The 19,123-nt window shown below is 69.8% G+C and carries 18 protein-coding genes and 1 tRNA gene; 17 read left to right on the top strand and 2 right to left on the bottom strand.

Going from position 1 to position 19,123, the window contains the following annotated elements; all coding sequences use genetic code 11:
- Positions 1-19: 19 nt before the first annotated feature.
- The 11 genes from glmU to EDD31_RS02875 all read left to right on the top strand — a co-directional run bounded on the left by glmU (position 20) and on the right by EDD31_RS02875 (position 11,959).
- A complete protein-coding gene (gene glmU, locus EDD31_RS02925) occupies positions 20-1,513 on the top strand; it encodes a bifunctional UDP-N-acetylglucosamine diphosphorylase/glucosamine-1-phosphate N-acetyltransferase GlmU (RefSeq protein ID WP_281270415.1) in 1,494 nt (497 codons plus the stop codon).
- Positions 1,510-2,487 carry a ribose-phosphate diphosphokinase gene (locus EDD31_RS02920; protein WP_123302835.1) on the top strand — a complete coding sequence of 326 codons (978 nt, stop codon included), beginning with the start codon at positions 1,510-1,512 and terminating at the stop codon, positions 2,485-2,487. Before glmU ends, EDD31_RS02920 begins: the two co-directional genes overlap by 4 nt.
- Before the next feature lie 258 nt (positions 2,488-2,745).
- Positions 2,746-3,366, top strand: a complete 621-nt coding sequence (locus EDD31_RS02915; protein ID WP_123302834.1) for a 50S ribosomal protein L25/general stress protein Ctc — start codon at positions 2,746-2,748, stop codon at positions 3,364-3,366.
- Positions 3,363-3,965: an aminoacyl-tRNA hydrolase gene (pth, locus tag EDD31_RS02910; protein ID WP_123302833.1), complete on the top strand. Its 603-nt coding sequence runs from the start codon at positions 3,363-3,365 to the stop codon at positions 3,963-3,965. The genes EDD31_RS02915 and pth overlap by 4 nt, the downstream gene beginning before the upstream one ends.
- A gap of 19 nt (positions 3,966-3,984) precedes the next feature.
- Positions 3,985-7,611, top strand: coding sequence for a transcription-repair coupling factor (mfd, locus tag EDD31_RS02905; RefSeq protein WP_123302832.1), 3,627 nt, complete (start codon positions 3,985-3,987; stop codon positions 7,609-7,611).
- 67 nt (positions 7,612-7,678) lie between these two features.
- Positions 7,679-8,188 (top strand): hypothetical protein, encoded by a 510-nt coding sequence (locus tag EDD31_RS02900; protein WP_123302831.1) that lies wholly within the window; start codon positions 7,679-7,681, stop codon positions 8,186-8,188.
- A gap of 100 nt (positions 8,189-8,288) precedes the next feature.
- A complete protein-coding gene (gene eno, locus EDD31_RS02895; protein WP_123302830.1) occupies positions 8,289-9,563 on the top strand; it encodes a phosphopyruvate hydratase in 1,275 nt (424 codons plus the stop codon).
- Between the two features lie 108 nt (positions 9,564-9,671).
- Positions 9,672-10,292, top strand: coding sequence for an FtsB family cell division protein (locus EDD31_RS02890; RefSeq protein ID WP_170163165.1), 621 nt, complete (start codon positions 9,672-9,674; stop codon positions 10,290-10,292).
- Position 10,293: 1 nt separating this feature from the next.
- Complete coding sequence (locus EDD31_RS02885) at positions 10,294-10,827, top strand: DUF501 domain-containing protein (protein ID WP_123302828.1); 534 nt, start codon at positions 10,294-10,296, stop codon at positions 10,825-10,827.
- A 34-nt stretch (positions 10,828-10,861) separates the two neighbouring features.
- Positions 10,862-11,626, top strand: coding sequence for an LLM class F420-dependent oxidoreductase (locus tag EDD31_RS02880; RefSeq protein WP_245990803.1), 765 nt, complete (start codon positions 10,862-10,864; stop codon positions 11,624-11,626).
- A gap of 9 nt (positions 11,627-11,635) precedes the next feature.
- Positions 11,636-11,959, top strand: a complete 324-nt coding sequence (locus EDD31_RS02875; protein WP_123302826.1) for a hypothetical protein — start codon at positions 11,636-11,638, stop codon at positions 11,957-11,959.
- Positions 11,960-11,999: 40 nt separating this feature from the next.
- Here EDD31_RS02875 and EDD31_RS02870 read toward each other — a convergent pair.
- Together EDD31_RS02870 and EDD31_RS02865 are read right to left on the bottom strand one after the other, a co-directional pair.
- Positions 12,000-12,076: transfer RNA gene (locus tag EDD31_RS02870), tRNA-Leu, on the bottom strand.
- Between the two features lie 49 nt (positions 12,077-12,125).
- A complete protein-coding gene (locus EDD31_RS02865; protein WP_123302825.1) occupies positions 12,126-13,088 on the bottom strand; it encodes a Ppx/GppA phosphatase family protein in 963 nt (320 codons plus the stop codon).
- A gap of 228 nt (positions 13,089-13,316) precedes the next feature.
- Here EDD31_RS02865 and EDD31_RS02860 point away from each other — a divergent pair, with 228 nt between their 5' ends.
- Genes EDD31_RS02860 through EDD31_RS02835 form a run of 6 tightly spaced genes read left to right on the top strand, consistent with a single transcriptional unit; the run spans position 13,317 to position 19,041 of the window.
- Complete coding sequence (locus EDD31_RS02860; RefSeq protein WP_123302824.1) at positions 13,317-16,202, top strand: DUF4040 family protein; 2,886 nt, start codon at positions 13,317-13,319, stop codon at positions 16,200-16,202.
- Positions 16,199-16,549, top strand: a complete 351-nt coding sequence (locus EDD31_RS02855) for a sodium:proton antiporter (RefSeq protein WP_123302823.1) — start codon at positions 16,199-16,201, stop codon at positions 16,547-16,549. The genes EDD31_RS02860 and EDD31_RS02855 overlap by 4 nt, the downstream gene beginning before the upstream one ends.
- Positions 16,546-18,090, top strand: a complete 1,545-nt coding sequence (locus EDD31_RS02850; RefSeq protein ID WP_123302822.1) for a monovalent cation/H+ antiporter subunit D family protein — start codon at positions 16,546-16,548, stop codon at positions 18,088-18,090. Before EDD31_RS02855 ends, EDD31_RS02850 begins: the two co-directional genes overlap by 4 nt.
- Complete coding sequence (locus EDD31_RS02845) at positions 18,087-18,449, top strand: Na+/H+ antiporter subunit E (protein WP_123302821.1); 363 nt, start codon at positions 18,087-18,089, stop codon at positions 18,447-18,449. Before EDD31_RS02850 ends, EDD31_RS02845 begins: the two co-directional genes overlap by 4 nt.
- Positions 18,446-18,703, top strand: a complete 258-nt coding sequence (locus tag EDD31_RS02840; protein WP_123302820.1) for an MrpF/PhaF family protein — start codon at positions 18,446-18,448, stop codon at positions 18,701-18,703. Before EDD31_RS02845 ends, EDD31_RS02840 begins: the two co-directional genes overlap by 4 nt.
- Positions 18,703-19,041, top strand: coding sequence for a cation:proton antiporter (locus EDD31_RS02835; RefSeq protein ID WP_211336038.1), 339 nt, complete (start codon positions 18,703-18,705; stop codon positions 19,039-19,041). The genes EDD31_RS02840 and EDD31_RS02835 overlap by 1 nt, the downstream gene beginning before the upstream one ends.
- Positions 19,042-19,123 lie beyond the last annotated feature (82 nt).

Raw genomic sequence — 19,123 nt, 5'->3', positions numbered from 1 at the left:
GGCGAACTACAGTTGCCCCGTGCCCACTCAGCCCCCCGCCTCCCTCGCCGCTGCCGTCGTGCTGGCGGCCGGTGCCGGAACGCGGATGCGCTCGGCAACACCGAAGATGCTCCACCCCCTGGGCGGACGCACGCTGCTCGGCCACGCACTGACCGCGGCGAGCGCCACCGGCCCGGGCCGGCTGGCGGTGGTGGTCCGCCATCAGCGCGACCTGGTCGCGGCGCATGTCACGGAAATCGACCGAGCGGCCGAGCTCGTTGACCAGGACGAGATCCCGGGCACCGGCCGCGCCGTCCAGTGTGCGCTGGAGGCGCTCGATGCTCCCGAGCCGCTGGAGGGTCCGGTGCTGGTCATGGCGGGGGACGTTCCCCTGCTCGATGCCGGAATCCTGAGCGAACTCGCCGCAGCCCACGCCGCGGAGGGCAATGCCATCACCCTGCTGACCGCCACGCTGGAAGACGCCACGGGCTACGGTCGCGTGCTGCGCTCAGGCGGGCAGGTCACCGGCATCGTGGAAGAACGCGATGCCAGCGCCGAGCAGCGTGCCATCACGGAGATCAACACCTCCACCTATGTCTTCGACGCCGCCGTGCTCCGCTGGGCTCTGCGCCAGGTCGGCCGCGAGAACGCGCAGGGCGAGGTCTACCTCACCGATGTGATCGCCCTGGCCCACGCCGAGGGCCTAAGCGTGCGTGCCCTGCAGGTCGAGGATCCCTGGGCGGTCGAAGGTGTGAACGACCGGGTCCAGCTGGCCGCGCTCGGCGCGGAGCTCAACCGGCGCACCCTGGAAGGCTGGATGCGTGCGGGCGTGACCGTGGTTGATCCCGCGAGCACCTGGATCGACGTCACGGTCGAGCTCGCCGAGGACGTCACGCTGGCGCCGGGCACGCAGTTGCACGGAACCACCACGGTGGGCGCCGGAGCCTCCATCGGGCCGGACTCCACCTTGACCGACTGCGAGGTGGGGGAGCGGGCCGAAATCATCCGCACGCACGGCACCGGGGCGGTCATCGGCGCCGATGCCGTGGTGGGGCCCTTCGCCTACCTCCGCCCCGGCACCGCACTGGGGGTGGGCGGGAAGATCGGCACCTTCGTGGAGACCAAGAACGCCACGATCGGCGACGGCGCGAAGGTGCCCCATCTGTCCTACGTGGGCGACGCCGAGATCGGTGAGGGCACCAACATCGGTGCGGCCTCGGTCTTCGTCAACTACGACGGCGTGACCAAGCGCCGCACTCGGGTGGGCCGCCACGCCCGGACCGGCTCGGACAACATGTTCGTCGCACCGGTGACCGTCGGCGACGGTGCCTACACCGGTGCCGGCACCGTGATCCGCCAGGACGTCCCGCCCGGAGCGCTCGCCGTTCCCGAGTCCGGGCAGCGAAACATCCCGGGCTGGGTCCAGCGCAAACGACCCGGAACGCCGGCGGCCGAGGCCGCCTCCCACGCCCTGTCGCCGCAGAGTGACAGCACCACCACCGACGATGTCGACCGAGGAGCACACGAGCGATGACAGGCATCATCACCCAGGGCGAGAAGCGACTGGTTCTGGCCAGTGGCCGCGCCCACCCGCAGCTTGCCGCCGACGTAGCCACCGAGCTCGGCACCGAACTACTGCCCACCACCGCCTACGACTTCGCCAACGGCGAGATCTATGTGCGCTTCGCCGAATCGGTGCGCGGCACCGACGTCTTCGTGCTGCAGTCGCACACCTCACCGCTCAATCACTGGCTGATGGAACAGCTGCTGATGATCGATGCGCTCAAGCGCGGGTCTGCCAAGCGCATCACCGTGGTGGCGCCCTTCTTCCCCTATGCGCGCCAGGACAAGAAGCACCGGGGCCGCGAGCCGATCTCGGCCCGTCTGGTGGCCGATCTGCTCAAGACCGCCGGTGCGGACCGCCTGCTGAGCATCGACCTGCACGCCGCGCAGACCCAGGGTTTCTTCGATGGGCCCGTGGACCACCTGTGGGCCATGCCCATCCTCACGGACTACGTGCGCACACGCGTCGACCTGGCTTCGGCCGCCGTGGTCTCCCCGGATGCCGGGCGCATCCGGGTGGCCGAGCAATGGGCGGAGCGTCTCGGCGGGGTGCCGCTGGCCTTCGTGCACAAGACCCGGGACATCACCCGCCCCAACCAGGCCGTGGCCAACCGGGTGGTCGGAGACGTCGAGGGGCGCACCGCGATCCTGGTCGATGACCTCATCGACACCGGTGGCACCATCACCGAGGCGGTCAAGGTCTGCCTGGCCGCCGGAGCCTCCGACGTCATCGTCGCTGCCACGCACGGTGTGCTCTCCGATCCAGCCGCCAAGCGGCTCTCGGAGTCCGGTGCGCGCGAGGTGATCGTCACTGACACCCTGCCGATCGCCCCGGAGAAGAGCTTCCCCCAGCTCACCGTGCTCCCAATCGCCCCGTTGCTGGCTCGCGCGATCCGCGAGGTCTTCGACGACGGCTCGGTCACCTCCCTGTTCGAGGGCGTCTAGAGCACCAGCCGCATAGCGGGCCGCCGCGGGGTGCTGCGTGGCCTGACTCACCGGTTGCGAGTTCCCCGGGGCGGGCCTGCAGCGGTAGCATGGTCCGGTTGCCTCGGCGAGGGACGCCGGACGGGCCAGAAACTCATGGCTCTCACGGATCCGTGATCGACGCGGTGGTCTGCAGACCCTGCGCCCGATCGTGTGCCCGTACGCCGCCCCGCGCTGAGGCCACCGCCCAGAGAGCATCACGATCCGAGGAGACCAGACGTGGCTGACCAGACCACCTTGACCGCGAACGTCCGCACCGAGTTCGGCAAGGGCGCCGCGCGCCGCACCCGCCGCGCCGGCCTGATCCCCGCCGTGCTGTACGGCCACGGTGAACAGCCCCGCCACCTCGCGCTGCCGAGTCACCAGACCTTCCTGATCGTCAAGGACCACGCCAACGCCGTGATCACCCTGGACATCGAGGGCGACCAGCAGACCGCGCTGGTGAAGGACATCCAGCGCGACCCGGTCAAGCGGACCATCGAGCACCTCGACCTGCTCATCATCCGCAAGGGTGAGCGGGTCTCGGTCGAGATCCCGGTGCACGTGGAGGGCGAGTCCGCTCCCGGGACCATCCACCAGGTGGAGTCGCAGACCCTGCTCCTCAACGTCTCGGCTGTCTCCATCCCGGACTACATCAACGTCTCCATCGAAGGACTCGAGGATGGCGCCGTGCTGCGTGTCTCCGACCTCACCGCCCCGAAGGGTGCCGAGTTCGAGACCGACCCGGAAACCGCCGTCATCGTCGTCTCCACCCCGCGTGCCGAGGAAGAGGACGAAGACGCCGAGGACGCCGAGGAGACCGAAGCCGCTGAGGGCGGCGAGGAGTCCACGGAGGAGTGAGTTCGCCCTGGCTGATCGTCGGCCTGGGCAACCCCGGCCCGCGGTACGCGGGAACACGGCACAACGTGGGCCAGATGGTCCTCGATGTGGTCGCCTCCCGCGTGGAGGGGAACTTCGCCCGGCACAAGGCCGGCGGGCCGGGAGCTCAGATCCTGCCCGCGCGCCTGGGCACCCTGGCCGACGGGGTGCCGGGACCACGGGTGGTGCTGGCCAAGCCGGAGACCTTCATGAATGTCTCCGGCGGGCCGGTCAAAGCGCTGAGCGCGTTCTTCGACATCCCGTCTGAGCAGGTTCTCGTCGTGCATGACGAACTCGACCTCCCCCCGGAGACCCTGCGCCTCAAGCGCGGTGGCGGCGAAGGCGGCCACAATGGCCTGCGTTCGATCACCCAGGCGCTGGGCAGCAAGGACTACGTTCGTCTCCGGGTGGGTATCGGGCGCCCGCCGGGCCGCCAGGACCCGGCCGACTTCGTGCTCAGTGACTTCGCTGCGGTCGAACGGCCTGGTCTCGCTGTGACGGTGGAGGAAGCAGCAGACGCCGTCGAGGACGTGGTGCTCGAGGGCCTGGAGAAGGCGCAGCTGCACCTGCACACCTCGTGATCGCCGAGACTGAGGACTCATGAAGCTCACCGGACTGCTCCCGCTCCTGCACCGCGAGCCGGCGGTCACCGACGCCCTGCGTCTCACCGGTGAGCCGGGTTCGCCCCTCCCGGCGGAGGTCTCTCTCGGGGCGCCCAGCGGTGTCCGGCCACTGGTGGCCGCAGCCCTGGCGCAGCGCCGCCCGCTGGTGGTGGTCACCGCCACCGGCCGGGAGACCGACGACGCCGTCACCGCGCTGCGCGACGTGCTGCCTGCAGAACAGCAGGACTCGGTCGCCTCCTTCCCCGCCTGGGAGACGCTGCCGCACGAGCGGCTCTCGCCACGGTCGGACACGGTGGCGCGGCGCCTGGCGGTGCTGCGCCGGCTCACCCACCCCGGTGAGGCGGGCAGTCCCGGCGCACCCATCCGCATCCTGGTGATGCCGGTGCGCGCCCTGCTGCAGCCCATCGTGACCGGCCTGGGGGAGCTGGAGCCGGTGGCAGCTCGCGCGGGTGAACAGGTGCCGATGGAGCTGTTGGTCGAGCGACTCTCCGCCGCGGCCTACACGCGGGTGGACATGGTCACCCGGCGCGGCGAGTTCGCTGTCCGCGGTGGCATTCTCGATGTCTTTCCGCCGGTGGAGGACCATCCACTGCGTCTGGAGTTCTTCGGTGATGAGATCGAGGAGATCCGCTCCTTCGCGGTGGCCGACCAGCGATCGCTGGACACGGTCGAGCACCTCTGGGCCCCGCCCTGCCGAGAGCTGCTGCTGAGCTCTGCGGTGCGCTCACGGGCTCGCCTGCTCGCTGATGACCTGCCGGCTGCTCGTGACATGCTCGAGAAGCTCGCCGAGGGCATCGCGGTCGAGGGTATGGAGTCCCTGGCGCCGGTGCTGGCCGAGGGTATGCAGCCGGTGCTGGATCTGGTGCCCGAGCACTCCCTGCTGATCCTCTCCGACCCCGAGCGCATCCGGCGCCGCGCCGCCGATCTGGCCTCGACCACCGAGGAGTTTCTCTCCGCGGCCTGGGCCTCGGCCGGTGAGGGCGGCTCGGTGCCCTTGGACCTGTCCGCCGCTTCCTTCGCGGCCCTGCCCGAGGCGCGCGCGCTCGCGCTCGCCCGGGACATGGGCTGGTGGTCCTTCACTGCGCTGGCCGTGGACGCCGAACTCACCGAGCCGGAGGAGACGGCGCTGACGGTGCGGGCGCGCGACGTCGAACGCTACGGCGGCGACGTGGAGAAGGCGGTGCGCGATCTGGCTGAGCACGCCCGCGCGGGCTGGCGGATCGTGCTGACCACCGACGGCCCCGGTCAGGCGCGGCGGATGGCCGAACAGCTCGCCGAGGCCGATGTGCCGGCCCGGCTCCTGGATGCGGTCGACGCCGAACCCGAACCCGGAGTGGTCACGGTGACCACGGCGGTGGCGGGGCGGTCCTTCGTGGCCGAGGGACTACAGCTCGCGCTGGTGACCGCAGCCGACATCACCGGCCGGGCCGGGACCTCGACGCGCGACATGCGCCGCATGCCGTCCAAGCGGCGTAACGTGGTCGACCCGTTGGCCCTCAAGCCTGGCGATCACGTGGTGCACGAACAGCACGGCGTGGGTCGCTTCGTCGAGCTGGTCAAGCGCACGGTGGGCTCGGGCAGCAGTGCAACCAGTCGCGAGTACCTGGTCATCGAGTACGCCTCCTCCAAGCGCAACCAGCCGGGCGACCGGCTCTTCGTGCCCACCGACTCCTTGGACCAGGTCACCAAGTACACCGGGGGCGAATCACCCACGCTGTCGAAGATGGGTGGTTCCGACTGGGCCAAGACCAAGGCCAGTGCGCGCAAGGCCGTCCGCCAGATCGCCGGGGAGCTCATCCGGCTCTACGCCGCGCGCATGTCCGCCAAGGGGCACCCCTTCGGCCCGGACACGCCCTGGCAGCGTGAGCTCGAAGATGCCTTCCCGCACCAGGAGACCCCGGATCAGCAGATCACGATCGACGAGGTCAAGGCAGATATGGAGAAGGCGCATCCCATGGATCGCCTGATCTCCGGCGACGTGGGCTACGGAAAGACCGAGATTGCGGTCCGTGCGGCCTTCAAGGCTGTGCAGGACGGCAAGCAGGTGGCTGTCCTGGTACCGACCACCCTGCTCGTGCAGCAGCATCTCGACACCTTCTCCGAGCGCTACGCCGGCTTCCCGGTGAATGTGCGGGCGCTCTCGCGCTTCCAGAGCAACGCCCAGGCCAAGGCCGTCCGCGAAGGCGTGAGCGACGGGAGCGTGGACGTGGTGATCGGCACCCACCGCCTCATTACGGGAGAGGTTCACTTCAAGGACCTCGGCTTGGTGATCGTGGATGAGGAGCAGCGCTTCGGTGTCGAGCACAAGGAGACCCTGAAGCAGATGCGGACCGACGTCGACGTGCTGGCCATGTCGGCCACGCCGATCCCGCGCACGTTGGAGATGGCGATCACCGGCATCCGGGAGATGTCGACCCTGGCCACCCCACCCGAGGAACGCCATCCGGTCCTGACCTTCGTGGGCCAGTACGAGGAGCGCCAGGTGGCGGCTGCCATCCGCCGCGAGCTGCTGCGTGAGGGCCAGGTCTTCTATGTGCACAACCGGGTGCAGTCGATCTCCAAGGCCGCCGCTCACCTGCAGGAACTGGTGCCGGAGGCGCGAGTGGGCGTGGCCCACGGCCGGATGGGCGAACACCAGCTCGAGCGGGTCATCCAAGACTTCTGGAACAAGGAGTTCGACGTCCTGGTCTGCACCACGATCGTGGAGACCGGCCTCGACATCTCCAACGCCAACACCCTGATCGTCGAGCGGGCCGACCAGCTCGGCCTTTCCCAGGCCCACCAGCTGCGCGGCCGCGTGGGGCGCGGTCGTGAGCGTGCTTACGCCTACTTCCTGTACCCCCCGGAGAAGCCGCTGACCGAAACCGCCCACGACCGGCTCGCGACCATTGCCGCGCACACCGATCTCGGTTCCGGGATCCAGGTGGCGATGAAGGACCTGGAGATCCGCGGAGCCGGCAACCTTCTCGGCGGGGAGCAGTCCGGTCACATCGCCGGGGTGGGTTTCGACCTGTACGTGCGGATGGTCTCCGAGGCTGTCGCCGAGTTCCGCGGTGAGACGGATGCGGCCGCCGAGCGGCCCGAGGTCAAGGTGGAGCTCCCCATCGACGCGCACATCCCGCACGACTACATCGCCCATGAACGGCTGCGTCTGGAGGCGTACGCGAAGATCTCCGCGGCGGTCACCGAGGCAGACCGCGCCGGCCTGCGCGAGGAGCTCACCGACCGCTATGGCCCGATACCGGAGCCGATCGACCGGCTCTTCGCGGTGGCGAACCTGCGTGACCGTGCGCGGGAGGCGGGCCTGGCGGAGATCACCTCCCAAGGGAAGTACGTGCGCTTCTCACCGGTGGAACTTCCGGACTCCGCCCAGCTGCGGCTGAAGCGGCTCTATCCGCAGACCGTGCTCAAGCCCGCGATCCGCACCATCCTGGTGCCGCACCCGCTGACGGCGAAGCTCGGGGGCAAGCCGCTGACGGACGCCGCCCTGCTGGACTGGGCCGAGGGTCTCATCGGGGCGATCTTCACGTCCTCGGTCTCGGCGGCTGCCCAGGCCGCCGCCGGCCAGCAGGCCTCCGCCAGTTCGCAGACCGGCACCAGCTGAGCTCGCGAGAACCCCTAAGATGCTGCACAGCGCCCGCCATGCCACTCCCCGATCCCGGAGGTCCTCCGTGACTCACGCCCGTCGTGCCCTTGCCGCCACTGCCCTGGTTGCCGGCGCGGTTCTCGCCGGGTGTGCTGCGCCTCCCGGCACGGCGGCCATGGTGGAGGGAACCCGGATCAGCTCGGCCGAGGTCGATGCGGCCGCCCGTGAGTGGGCGATGGCCACCGGCGAACCGCTGTCGGTGTCACAAACCACACACCTACTCGTCACCGCCGAGTTGCTGCGCCCCATCGCCACCGAGGCCGGCGCGGTGTTCTCCGACTCCGAGCTCTCGGCCGCACTGGACCAGGTGGCTGCCAACCAGCCCGAGGGCGCGCCTGAGGAGTACTCCGCAGCCACTCTGGACCTCGCGCGTTTCGTGTTCCAGCAGCAGGCGCTGGCCGGTACCCCGGTGGGGGCGGAACTGACCGAGGCCTACGAGAGCGCCGACATCGAGATCAACCCGCGGTACGGCACCTTCGACCTCGCCACAGGCGAGGCGGCCCCGACCGACTTCCCCTGGCTGACCCAGGACTGACTGGCCAGGAGGCGGTCCGCCACGTACTACGGTTGAGTCGTATACCGAACCCCGGTCGGCTCACGTCCGAAGCAGCCGGCCATGACGTAAGGAGACCGCTGTGGCCAGCATCGAGGCAGTCGGCGCTCGTGAAATCCTCGACTCGCGTGGTAACCCCACCGTCGAGGTCGAAGTCCTCCTCGAGGACGGCACGATCGCCCGCGCCGCCGTCCCCTCCGGCGCCTCCACCGGCGCCTTCGAGGCCGTGGAGCGTCGCGACGGCGACAAGGGACGCTACCTGGGCAAGGGCGTGACGGAGGCAATCGACGCCGTCATCGACACCATCGGCCCGGAGTTGCTTGGCATCGACGCATCCGAGCAGCGCCTGGTTGACCAGGCGCTCATCGACCTGGACGGCACCCCCAACAAGGCCAAGCTCGGCGCGAACGCCATCCTGGGTGTGTCCCTCGCCGTCGCCAAGGGCGCTGCAGCCTCGGCCGACCTGCCGCTCTTCCGGTACGTAGGTGGCCCCAACGCCCACGTGCTGCCGGTGCCGATGATGAACATCCTCAACGGTGGCTCTCACGCCGACACCGACGTGGACATCCAGGAGTTCATGATCGCTCCGGTGGGCGCCAGCACCTTCAAGGAGGCGCTGCGCTGGGGCACCGAGACCTACCACGCTCTGAAGTCGGTGCTCAAGGCCCGCGGCCTGGCCACCGGCCTGGGCGATGAGGGTGGTTTCGCTCCCTCGCTGCCGTCCAACCGCGACGCGCTGGACCTCATTCTCGAGGCCATCGAGAAGGCCGGTTACAAGCCCGGCGAGGACATCGCGCTGGCGCTCGACGTCGCCTCCACGGAGTTCTTCTCCGAGGGCGCCTACCAGTTCGAGGGCAAGTCCATCGGTCCGGCGGAGCTGATCGCCTACTACGGCAAGCTGGTCGAGGACTACCCGCTGGTCTCCATCGAGGACCCGCTGTCCGAGGACGAGTGGGACTCCTGGAGCGAGCTGACCGCAGCGGTCGGGGCCCGCACGCAGATCGTGGGCGATGACCTCTTCGTCACCAACCCCGAGCGCCTGACCAAGGGCATCGAGACCAAGGCCGCGAACTCCCTGCTGGTCAAGCTCAATCAGATCGGTTCGCTCAGCGAGACCCTGGACGCCGTGGCGCTCGCGCAGCGCAACGGCTTCACTGCCATGGTCTCCCACCGTTCCGGTGAGACCGAGGACACCACCATCGCCGACCTCGCGGTGGCGGTGAACGCCGGCCAGATCAAGACCGGCGCCCCGGCACGCGGCGAACGCATCAACAAGTACAACCAGCTGCTGCGCATCGAGGAAGAGCTGGACGAGGCCGCGATCTACGCGGGCCGCTCGGCTTTCCCGCGCGCCTGATCGCTGGCCTGAGGCTGTGCCCGGCGGGGAGACCCGCCGGGCACAGCTGTGTGTGACACGCGCTTGCACCTGCCTGGCCCCGGGCCAGAGATGGGTGACGATGTGGGTATGAATGCCCGTCGTGCGCCCTCAGGCGCAGCCCGCTCGCCGGCGGGTTCGCGCCCCGGGAGGGCCGGGCGTCCGAAGAACTCCGGGCCGCCGCGCTCGCCGGGCGGTGGTGGCCGCCGCCAGCGCATGCGCGCAGCCTTCTCGAGGTCGGTGGCCTTCGGGCCCAGTGGTGAGGAACCACGCCCGGCGGTGAGCCTGCGGGCTCTGGCGCTGTTCGTGGTCTGCCTCGTCGCCTTCGCGATCATCGCGCCCACGCTGCGGTACGCGGTGGCCCAGCAGGAACAACTGCGCGCGGTGACCGCCAATGTGGAAGAGGCGGAGGCGCGCACGGCCGAGCTGGAACGCCGTCTGGAGCTGTGGCAGGACCCGGAGTACGTGCAGGCCCAGGCGCGCGACCGGCTCGGCTACGTGATGCCTGGGGAGACCGCCTACGTGGTGGTCGACCCCGAGGTCGCCACCGGTGAGCAGTCCGCGGCCGAGCGCGAGGCCGCCGAACGGGAAGCCCAGCACGCGGCGGCCACACCCTGGTACCTGCGCACGTGGGAAACCATGGAGATCGCCGGAGCATCGGCCACGGGCGAGGACGACCCGTCCGGCCTGATCCCGGCCGAGGAGGAGTGACGTGACCGCACCGGAACTCGCCATCGACAGCCCGGTGAGCGAGCGAGACCGCGACGTGCTGCGCGAGCAGCTCGGCCGCGTGCCGCGCGGGTTGGTCGCCGTGGCCGCCCGCGATGCCGACGGCGCACCCCTGGTGGTGCGCACCGCACCGCGACTGGATGACGGCACACCCTTCCCGACCTCGTACTACCTCACTCACCCGGTGCTGGTGAAGGCGGTGAGCACCCTGGAGGCCACCAAGGTCATGGAGGGCATGAACGCCCGGCTGGCGGAGGATGCCGAACTCGCCGAGCGATACGCCGCAGCGCACCAGGACTACCTGCGCCGTCGCGCTGAGCTCGCGTCGACGATGGGCCTGGACGTCCCGGAGATCGAGAGCGTCTCGGCCGGAGGGATGCCCTCACGGGTGAAGTGCCTGCATGCCCTGCTCGGTCACACCCTCGCGGTGGGGGAAGGGCTCAACCCCTTCGGGGACGAGACCCTGCAGCTCCTGCGCGAAGCCGGTTCCTGGGGCGCGAACGGCACGCAGCGATAGCCTGGGGACCTCAGCCGTCCCGCGAGAGGATCCCGTGAGCCAGGTCAAGATTGGCGTTCAGCTCCAGCCCCAGCACGCCGGCGAGTACGGCCTCATCCGCGATGCGGTGATGCGTTCCGAAGACGCCGGAGTGGACATCTGCTTCAACTGGGATCACTTCTTCCCGCTGAGCGGCAAGCCGGAGGGGTACCACTTCGAGTGCTGGACGATGCTCGCCGCGTGGGCGGAGCAGACCGGGCGCGTGGAGCTCGGCGCCCTGGTCAGCGGCGGGGGCTACCGGAACCCCGAGCTGCTCGCCGATATGGCGCGCACCGTCGACCACATCAGCGGCGGAAGGCTCATCCTCGGCATCGGCGCCGGGTGGTTCGAGCGGGACTACGAGGAGTACGGCTACGAGTTCGGCACTGCCGGATCTCGCCTGCGCCTGCTCGGGGAGTACCTGCCGCGCATCGAGAAGCGACTCGATGCGCTGAACCCGGCACCGGCCCACGAGATCCCGGTGCTCATCGGCGGTGGCGGAGAGCGCAAGACGCTGCGCTTGGTGGCCCGGCACGCGCACACCTGGCATGCCTTCGGTGACCTGGAGACGCTGCAGCATAAGTCCGAGGTGCTCGCCCGGCACTGCGCCGAGGTGGGCCGCGATCCCGGAGAGATCGCCCGGTCGACCTCCTGGCCGGGAGCGGAACACGCCCAGGGCTTCGTCGACGCGGGCTTCACGCTCTTCACCGTCGGCACCTCCGGCCCGGACTACGACCTGGACGAGGTCCAGGACGCCCTCGCCTGGCGAGACGCGCAGTAGGGAGAGGCCATGGGGGCTACCGCAGGTGGGGAAGCCGCGCGCGTGGAGCGGCGCTGGGGCTGGGGCTCACTCGCGCCGGTGCTCGTAGCCGGCGGACTCTTCGTCGCGCTGTTCCGCATCGACAACGTGCCGGTGGCGGAGCGGATCGGCGAGGCCATCGGTCTTCCCGCGCTCGTGCTCGTCGTGGTCGGGCTCGCACTGGCCATCGGCGGATGGCTGCTGGGCTGGAGCTATCGCGGGCGCCACCGGCTCGCCACGCTCGCGGTCTGGCTCCCGATGCCGTTGGTGGCCCTCGTGCTGCTGGTGCTCCTCATGACGGCTTTCGGCAGTTGAGGGCTGCGCGGCAGTTGAGGGACAGTCCCTGGCGCCTCAATGGTCCCCCCGGCGGGACTCGAACCCGCACTGCGCCGATTTTAAGTCGGCTGCCTCTGCCAATTGGGCTACGAGGGGTAGGGCCCAGTATCGCGCGCCCGCGGCCACCGCGGCGCAGGCACCCAGTTCACGCCAGCGACAGTGCCAGGCCGTCGAGGATGTCGTGCTCGGAGGTCACCACGGAGCTCAGGCTGGCCCCGGTGGCGCGCACATCCGCGTCCACCCGGCCCACGATCTCCGACCAGATGAGCGCGCCGGCACCGATCACATCCACCCGCCCGGGGTGCATGAAGCCCATGGCAGCCCGTTCCGCGCGGGTGGCGGCGAGCAGGTCCGCACAGGAGGCACGCACCTGATCGGGGGTGAGCTGAGCGCCGTCGATCGCCTCGGGATGGTAGGTCGGCAGGCGGAGGGCGTGAGCGGTGACCGTGGTGATGGTCCCCGCCACCCCCACCAGGGTGCGGGGGCGGCTCAGGGGCACCACCTCGGCGGCCTCGTCGATGCGGGCACGCACCTCGGCGCGTGCGGCGTCGAGCTCCACGCCGGTGGGCACCTCAGCGCTCAGCAAGCGTTCGGTGAGCCGCACGGAGCCCACGTCCACGGACACCGCGGCGTCCGGTGAGGTGCCGCCGACCACGAACTCTGTGGAACCGCCACCGATGTCGACCACCATCACCGGTCCGGGGTGTGGCTCGGGCGCCCGAGCCAGGGAGGAGACCGCTCCGGCGAAGCTGAGCGCTGCCTCCTCGTCCCCGGTGATGACCTCGGGCTCGACCCCCAGCACGGAGACGACGTCGGAGATGAAGTCCTCACGATTCTGCGCATCGCGGGTGGCGGAGGTGGCGCCGAAGCGGATCCGTTCCACGCCGAGCTCGGCGCAGAGCCGGGCGTAGTCCCGCAGCGCGGCACCGGTGCGCTCCAGGGCCTCGGGTGCGAATCGCCCGGTGCGGTCCACGCCCTGGCCCAGGCGCACCACCTCCATCCGTCGCTCCACATCGCGCAGCATGGGCGCGCCCGGGCCCTCGTGGAGGTCGGCGATCAGGAGCCGGATGGAGTTGGTGCCGCAGTCGATGGCTGCTACTCGAATCACGGCGCCTACCTTAGGGCGTGCGGCCCGGCGATGTGCCGCTAGCCGCAGAATGGCTGCGCCGTCGGGCTGTCTCCGGTGTCCCGGTCACCGGCTCGATTCCGCGCGTATGGGCGCGGTCGGATACAGTCTCCTCTTGGTGTGCCGGGAAGTCTGGTCGGCAATGGGGCGGCGGTATGTCCGGCCTCCACGTTTCCTGACCCTTTGCCGTCCTGACAGGAGAGCCCCTAGGTGAGCCTGACCCTCATCCTGCTGCTCGCGCTGGCCATCGTGGCGATTGCGCCGGTGCTCGGCGCCCGCATGGGCCGCGCCGCCGGATGGCCGCTGGCTGCTGCCATGGGTGGCCTCACCGCGCTCATCGCCTTCCAGTACCCCGGGGCTGACGCCGTCACCGAGTCACTGGCCTGGCTCCCCACGCTCGGCGTGGACCTCTCCCTACGCCTGGATGGGCTCTCCTTCCTCTTCGCGCTGGTCGTCACCGGCATTGGTGCGGTGGTGATGATCTTCTCCTCGCACTACCTCTATGCGGGCGGACGGGAATCGGCCTTTTACACGTTGATGACCTTCTTCGCCGCAGCGATGCTGCTGCTGGTGCTGGCCGACGACATTGTGGTGATGTTCGTGGCCTGGGAGTTCACCACGCTGTGCTCCTATCTGCTGATCGTGCGGTCCGGGCCCAAGGCCCCGCCGCCCGCCACCCGCACGCTGTTGGTGACCGTCGCCGGTGGTCTGGCCCTGCTCGCCGCCGTGTGCCTGATGTGGGCCACCACCGGCACCACCGTGCTCTCCGAGGTGCTCGCTCACGAGGCCTGGACCACCAACGGTGCCTTCGCCGCCGCGGTGGCCGTGCTCATCGCGGTGGCGGCGATGACGAAGTCGGCGCAGTTCCCCTTCCACGCCTGGCTGCCCGACGCCATGGTCGCCCCGGCCCCGGTGAGCGCCTACCTGCACGCCGCCGCCATGGTCAAGGCCGGCATCTACCTCCTGATGCGCTTTGCCGACGCAGCCTCGAACTCCCCGGCATGGTCGGCGCTGTTGATCAGCGTCGGTCTGCTCACGGCCTTCATCGGTGCGCTCTTCGCCCTGCAGCGCACTGACCTCAAGGAACTGCTCGCCTACTCCACCGTCTCCCAGCTGGGACTGCTGGTGGCCACGATCGGCGTCGGAACGCCCGGCGCGATGCTCGCGGCCACGTTGCACGTGCTCGCCCACGCCCTGTTCAAGTCGGCGGCCTTCATGCACGTGGGCTACGTGGAGAAGCGATTCGGCTCCCGGGATATCCGTGATCTGCACGGCCTCTGGCGGGCCTCGCGGTGGGAGTCCTCGATGATCGTGCTGGCCGCCGCCTCGATGGCCGGGATCATCCCGATGCTCGGCTTCATCTCCAAGGAACTCGTGCTCGACTCGATGGCCGGTGAGGGCACCACGATCGAGTGGTTCACCGTCATCGCCGCCACGCTCGGCGCGGTCCTGACCGTGGCCTACTCGGCGCGCATGGTGGTCACCACCCTGCCCGGGAAGCCCAAGGAGGCATTGAAGCCCTGGCGCGATCTCTCCGGCGCCTCGGTGGCCATCTCGATCTCCGCGATCGCCGGCACCGTCCTGGGCGTCGCCGTCTGGCTGATCGACGATCTCATCCGCCCGGCCGCCGCGGTGACCGCGCAGGTACCGATCGACGACGTCGACCACCTGTACCTGTGGCACGGCGTCAACGAGGCGCTCGTGCTCTCGATCCTCGCCATCGCCGGCGGTGTCGCCATCACGGTCTGGCGCACCCGCGTCGACCGGTTGCTGGTGGGGCGCAAGCTCTGGCCCTTCACCGGTGTGGCCGCCGTCCAGGGCACCATCGACTCGATCATCTCCTTCGGTTCCCGCGTGGGCGGGCTCACGCGCTACGACGCGCCGGCCGGCCATCTGGCCATTCCCGCGGTGCTCGTCGGTGCCGGCGGGGCGATCTCCGCAGTGCTCTGGCGGGGTATCCCGGACACCGGGCCGGTGGACCCCATCGATGTGGGCCTGCTGGTGGCCATCACCTTCGGCGTGCTGCTCGTGGTGCGTTCCCGCGTGCGCTTGACCGCCCTCATCGCGGTGGGCGTCGTGGGCTTCGCCGTGGCCATCTGGTTCTACACCCTCGGCGCGGCCGACGTGGCCCTGACGCAGCTGCTGGTGGAGATCCTCACCGTCGTGATTATCGTTCTGGTGATCCGCCGGATGCGACAGCAGTTCCAGCCCACTCCCGGCCGCCGCATCCCGTGGGCCGCACTGGCTGCCGTGGCCGCTGGGGTCAGCGCCACACTCGCCGCCCTGGTGTTCACCGGGCACCGGGAGCTCTCCGCCGCGGGGGAGTACTTCCTGGAGAACGTCTACCCCGATACCGGCGGCAGCAACGTGGTGAACACGATCCTCGTGGACTACCGCGCACTGGACACCCTCGGCGAAGTCGTGGTGTTGGTCATTGCTGCTGTGTCCATGGCCGCCCTGATCTCCGCCCGCCCGGCCGTGGGCACCGTCGACGGCGCGATCACCGAAGCCGGAGGCTCGGGCCTGCGCGCCCCGGCGGAGGGGGCACCGCTGACGGACTCGGTCCGCAACGCCGTCTTCCTGAAGGTGGTCGAGCGTGCGCTGGTGCCCCTGCTGCTCGTGGGCTCGGCCTGGGTGCTGCTGCGCGGGCACAACGATCCTGGTGGAGGCTTCATCGGCGCGTTGGTGGGCGTGGCGGCCTTCGCCCTGCTCTACCTGGCGGCGCCCTCGGATCTGCGCGCTGGTCAGCGGCTGGATCTGTCCTACCTGCGGATCGCCGGGGCCGGTATCGCCATCGGTGTGATCTCCGGCCTGCTCGGGCTCTTCGACGGCTCCTTCCTGCGTCCGCTGCACGCCGATGTCCTGGGCATTCACCTCACCAGTGCGCTGATCTTCGACGTTGGTGTGTATCTCGGCGTCGTCGGCGTGATCCTCGCGGCGCTTGTGCTACTGGGCACCCCGCAGCCAGAGCTGCGCAACCGTGAGATGCGCACCGGCGAGGCGCCCCCGGATGACCCGCCGGCAACCGGGACGACCGCGGCCCCTGGCGCGGCGGAGAATGCCCCCCAGGTGACCACCAAGGAGGGCGCGCGATGATCCTGGCCCTGACGATCGGCGTGCTCACCGCCGGAGCCGTGTACCTGCTTCTCCAGCGGGACTTCCTGCGGGTGATCCTCGGCTTCGTCCTGCTCTCGCACGCGGTGAACCTGCTGCTCTTCTCCTCTGGCGGCATCCTGCGCCGCGAGGAACCGCTCGGCGTGGCCACCGACCCCACCGTCACCGCCGACCCACTGCCCCAGGCTTTCGTGCTGACCGCGATCGTCATCGCCTTCGGCATCACGATCTACCTCGTGGTGCTGTCCGTGACCGGACGGGCCGGCAAGGACGGGCTGGTGGCCGATGACGACGACCACGACCCCAACGAGCGGGAGGGAGCGCCATGATCGGCATGCTGATTCCGATGCTGGTCGCGGTTCCGCTCATGGGAGCGGCCCTGACCGCCTTCGGCCGGGACGGCACGCGCTGGCCGGTGCGCAGCGCCATGGTCCTGCTCGGCCTGAACCTGGCCGCGTCGGCGTACCTGGTGTTCCTCACCCAGGACGGCGAGGTCTACGCGCACGGCCTCGGTGGCTGGATCCCCGGCATCGCCATCCCGCTCGTGGTGGACATGTTCTCTGCGCTGGTGCTCACGGTGGCCGCGATCCTGGCGCTGGTGTGCTCCTGGTACGCCTTGGCCAGCGGCACCGGGCGCGTGCGCCTCTACGGCCCGCTGGTGCTGGCGATGACCGCCGGCGTGAACGGCGCGCTGATGACCGGAGACCTCTTCAACCTCTTCGTCTTCGTTGAGGTCATGCTGCTGCCCTCCTACGGCTTGCTGGTCCTGGCCCGGCGCGGCCAGGGCTCGCTGCGCGCAGTCACCGGTTCACGGCTGTATGTGACCTTCAATCTCTTCGTCTCCACCGTGCTGCTGGCCGGGGTGGGCCTGGTCTACGGCGCGGCCGGCACAGTGAATCTCGCCGAGCTCGCCGGGATGGCCAGCGAGGACTCGGTCGTGGCCGCCGGGGTGGGGCTGGTGATCGCGGCACTGTCCATGAAGGCCGCTGTGGTCCCGGTGCACGGTTGGCTCGCCCGCGTCTACCCCTCGACTTCGCCGGCGGTCACCGCGCTGTTCTCCGGGCTGCACACCAAGGTCGCGATCTACGCGATCTACCGGATCTACTCCGTGGCCTTCGACGGTGACGAGAGCTATCTGTGGATCGGTCTGGTGCTGTTCAGCGCCACGATGGCGATCGGCGTGATCGGCGCGGTGGGGGAGAGCACCGCACGCTCGATCCTCACCTTCCACATGGTCAGCCAGATCGGCTACGTGCTGGTGGGAGTGGCCCTGTTCACCGGCGCCGGTCTGACCGCAGGCATCTTCTACCTGCTGCACAACATGATTGTGAAGGCCTCACTGTTCCTCTCCGCCGGGGCGGTCGAGGAGCATTACGGCACGGGCAGGCTCGATGCGCTCCGCGGGTTGGTGCGTCGAGAACCGCTGCTCGCGGTGGCCTTCACCATGGCTGCGCTCTCCTTGGCCGGGTTGCCGCCCTTCTCTGGCTTCCTCGCGAAGCTGACCCTACTGGTGGCCAGCTTCGAGGCCGGCCAGATCGCGGTGGCGGTGGTCGCGATCGCGGTCAGTCTGATCACCTTGATGTCGATGCTGAAGATCATCAATGCCGTCTTCTTCGCCCCGCCCAAGCACTTCGACAGCCCCGATGAGGCGCTCTCCGGCGCCGAGGGAGCCGAGCGCGCCGAGCGAGTGGCCGTCCTCGAGGCGCGCAAGACCCGGGTGCCGGTGAAGCTGGCGCTGCCCGCCATGGCCCTGGCCGTGATCAGCCTCATCCTCGGACTCGGCGGCGAACTGCTGCTGGGTCTGTCGGCCACGGCCGCAGAGGGACTGCTCGACACCAGTTCCTACGTGGAGGCGGTGATGGGTTCATGAGCGTGCTGACCCTTCCCTTCCGCGTCGCGTGGTTCGCGCTCTGGTTCACCGGGCAGGTGGTGCTCTCCGCCGGCGCCGTCGTCAAGGATGTGTTCACCCGGGGGCAGGCGGCGACGCCGCGCGTGGTGCGCCTGCCGCTGACCTCCGAGCACGATGCTCACACCACCCTGCTCGGGATGTTCATCACCCTGACCCCGGGCACCTTGACGCTCGGCGTGGTCGAGGACGCCGGGCCGAGTGGCCAGGCCATGCTGGTGCACTGCATGTACGACGACGATGCCGAGACGGCGCTGGCGAGTCTGCGGGACATGGAGCGCCGGGTTCTGACCGCTTTCAGCGTGAGAGGAGGCGCACGATGATCGGTCTCGACATCGCGATCGCCTGCTGTGCGGTGGCCTTCGTGCTGGCCACCTACCGCGTGGGCGCGGGCCCGACCCCCGCCGACCGCACCGTGGCCGCTGATCTGCTCACCTTCTCGGTGATCGCGCTGATGGCGCTCATCGGCACCCGCATGGCCAGCCAGGGAACCTTCGACCTGGTGCTGGTGGCCACGGTGGTGGCCTTCCTCGCGGCGGTCTCCCTGGCCCGCGCTCTGACGGGAGGCCGGCGCTGATGGTTCTCGACATCCTGGGTCAGGTCTTCGTCGTCACCGGTGGCGTGGTCTTCCTCGCTGCGGCGGTGGGCTTGATCCGTCTCGATGATCCTTACACCCGCGCCTCCTCGGTGGCCACGGCCGCGGGGCTGGGCGTGACGCTCGTGGTGGCGGGCAGCGTGCTCCTCGATCCCTCCGTGCCTGCGGCGATCAAGGCGGTCATCGCGATCGTGTTGCAGCTGGTGACGGCGGCCATCGGCGGTATCGCTCTGGGGCGCGGAGCGGTGCTCTCCGGGCACCCCTTCAACCGCCGGACAGACGTGGGCGAACTGACGGAGAACGAGCACCCCGAGCGGTAGGGCCGAGCCAGGCCCGGCGTCCGGTGCGGGTGGGGCTCCCGAGCCGGAGCCACGTGCGGGTGGGCGCCGTAGCCGCCAGGAG

Source organism: Bogoriella caseilytica (genome assembly GCF_003752405.1).
Classification (GTDB): domain Bacteria; phylum Actinomycetota; class Actinomycetes; order Actinomycetales; family Actinomycetaceae; genus Allobogoriella; species Allobogoriella caseilytica.
This window is presented reverse-complemented; position numbering and strand designations above follow the sequence as displayed.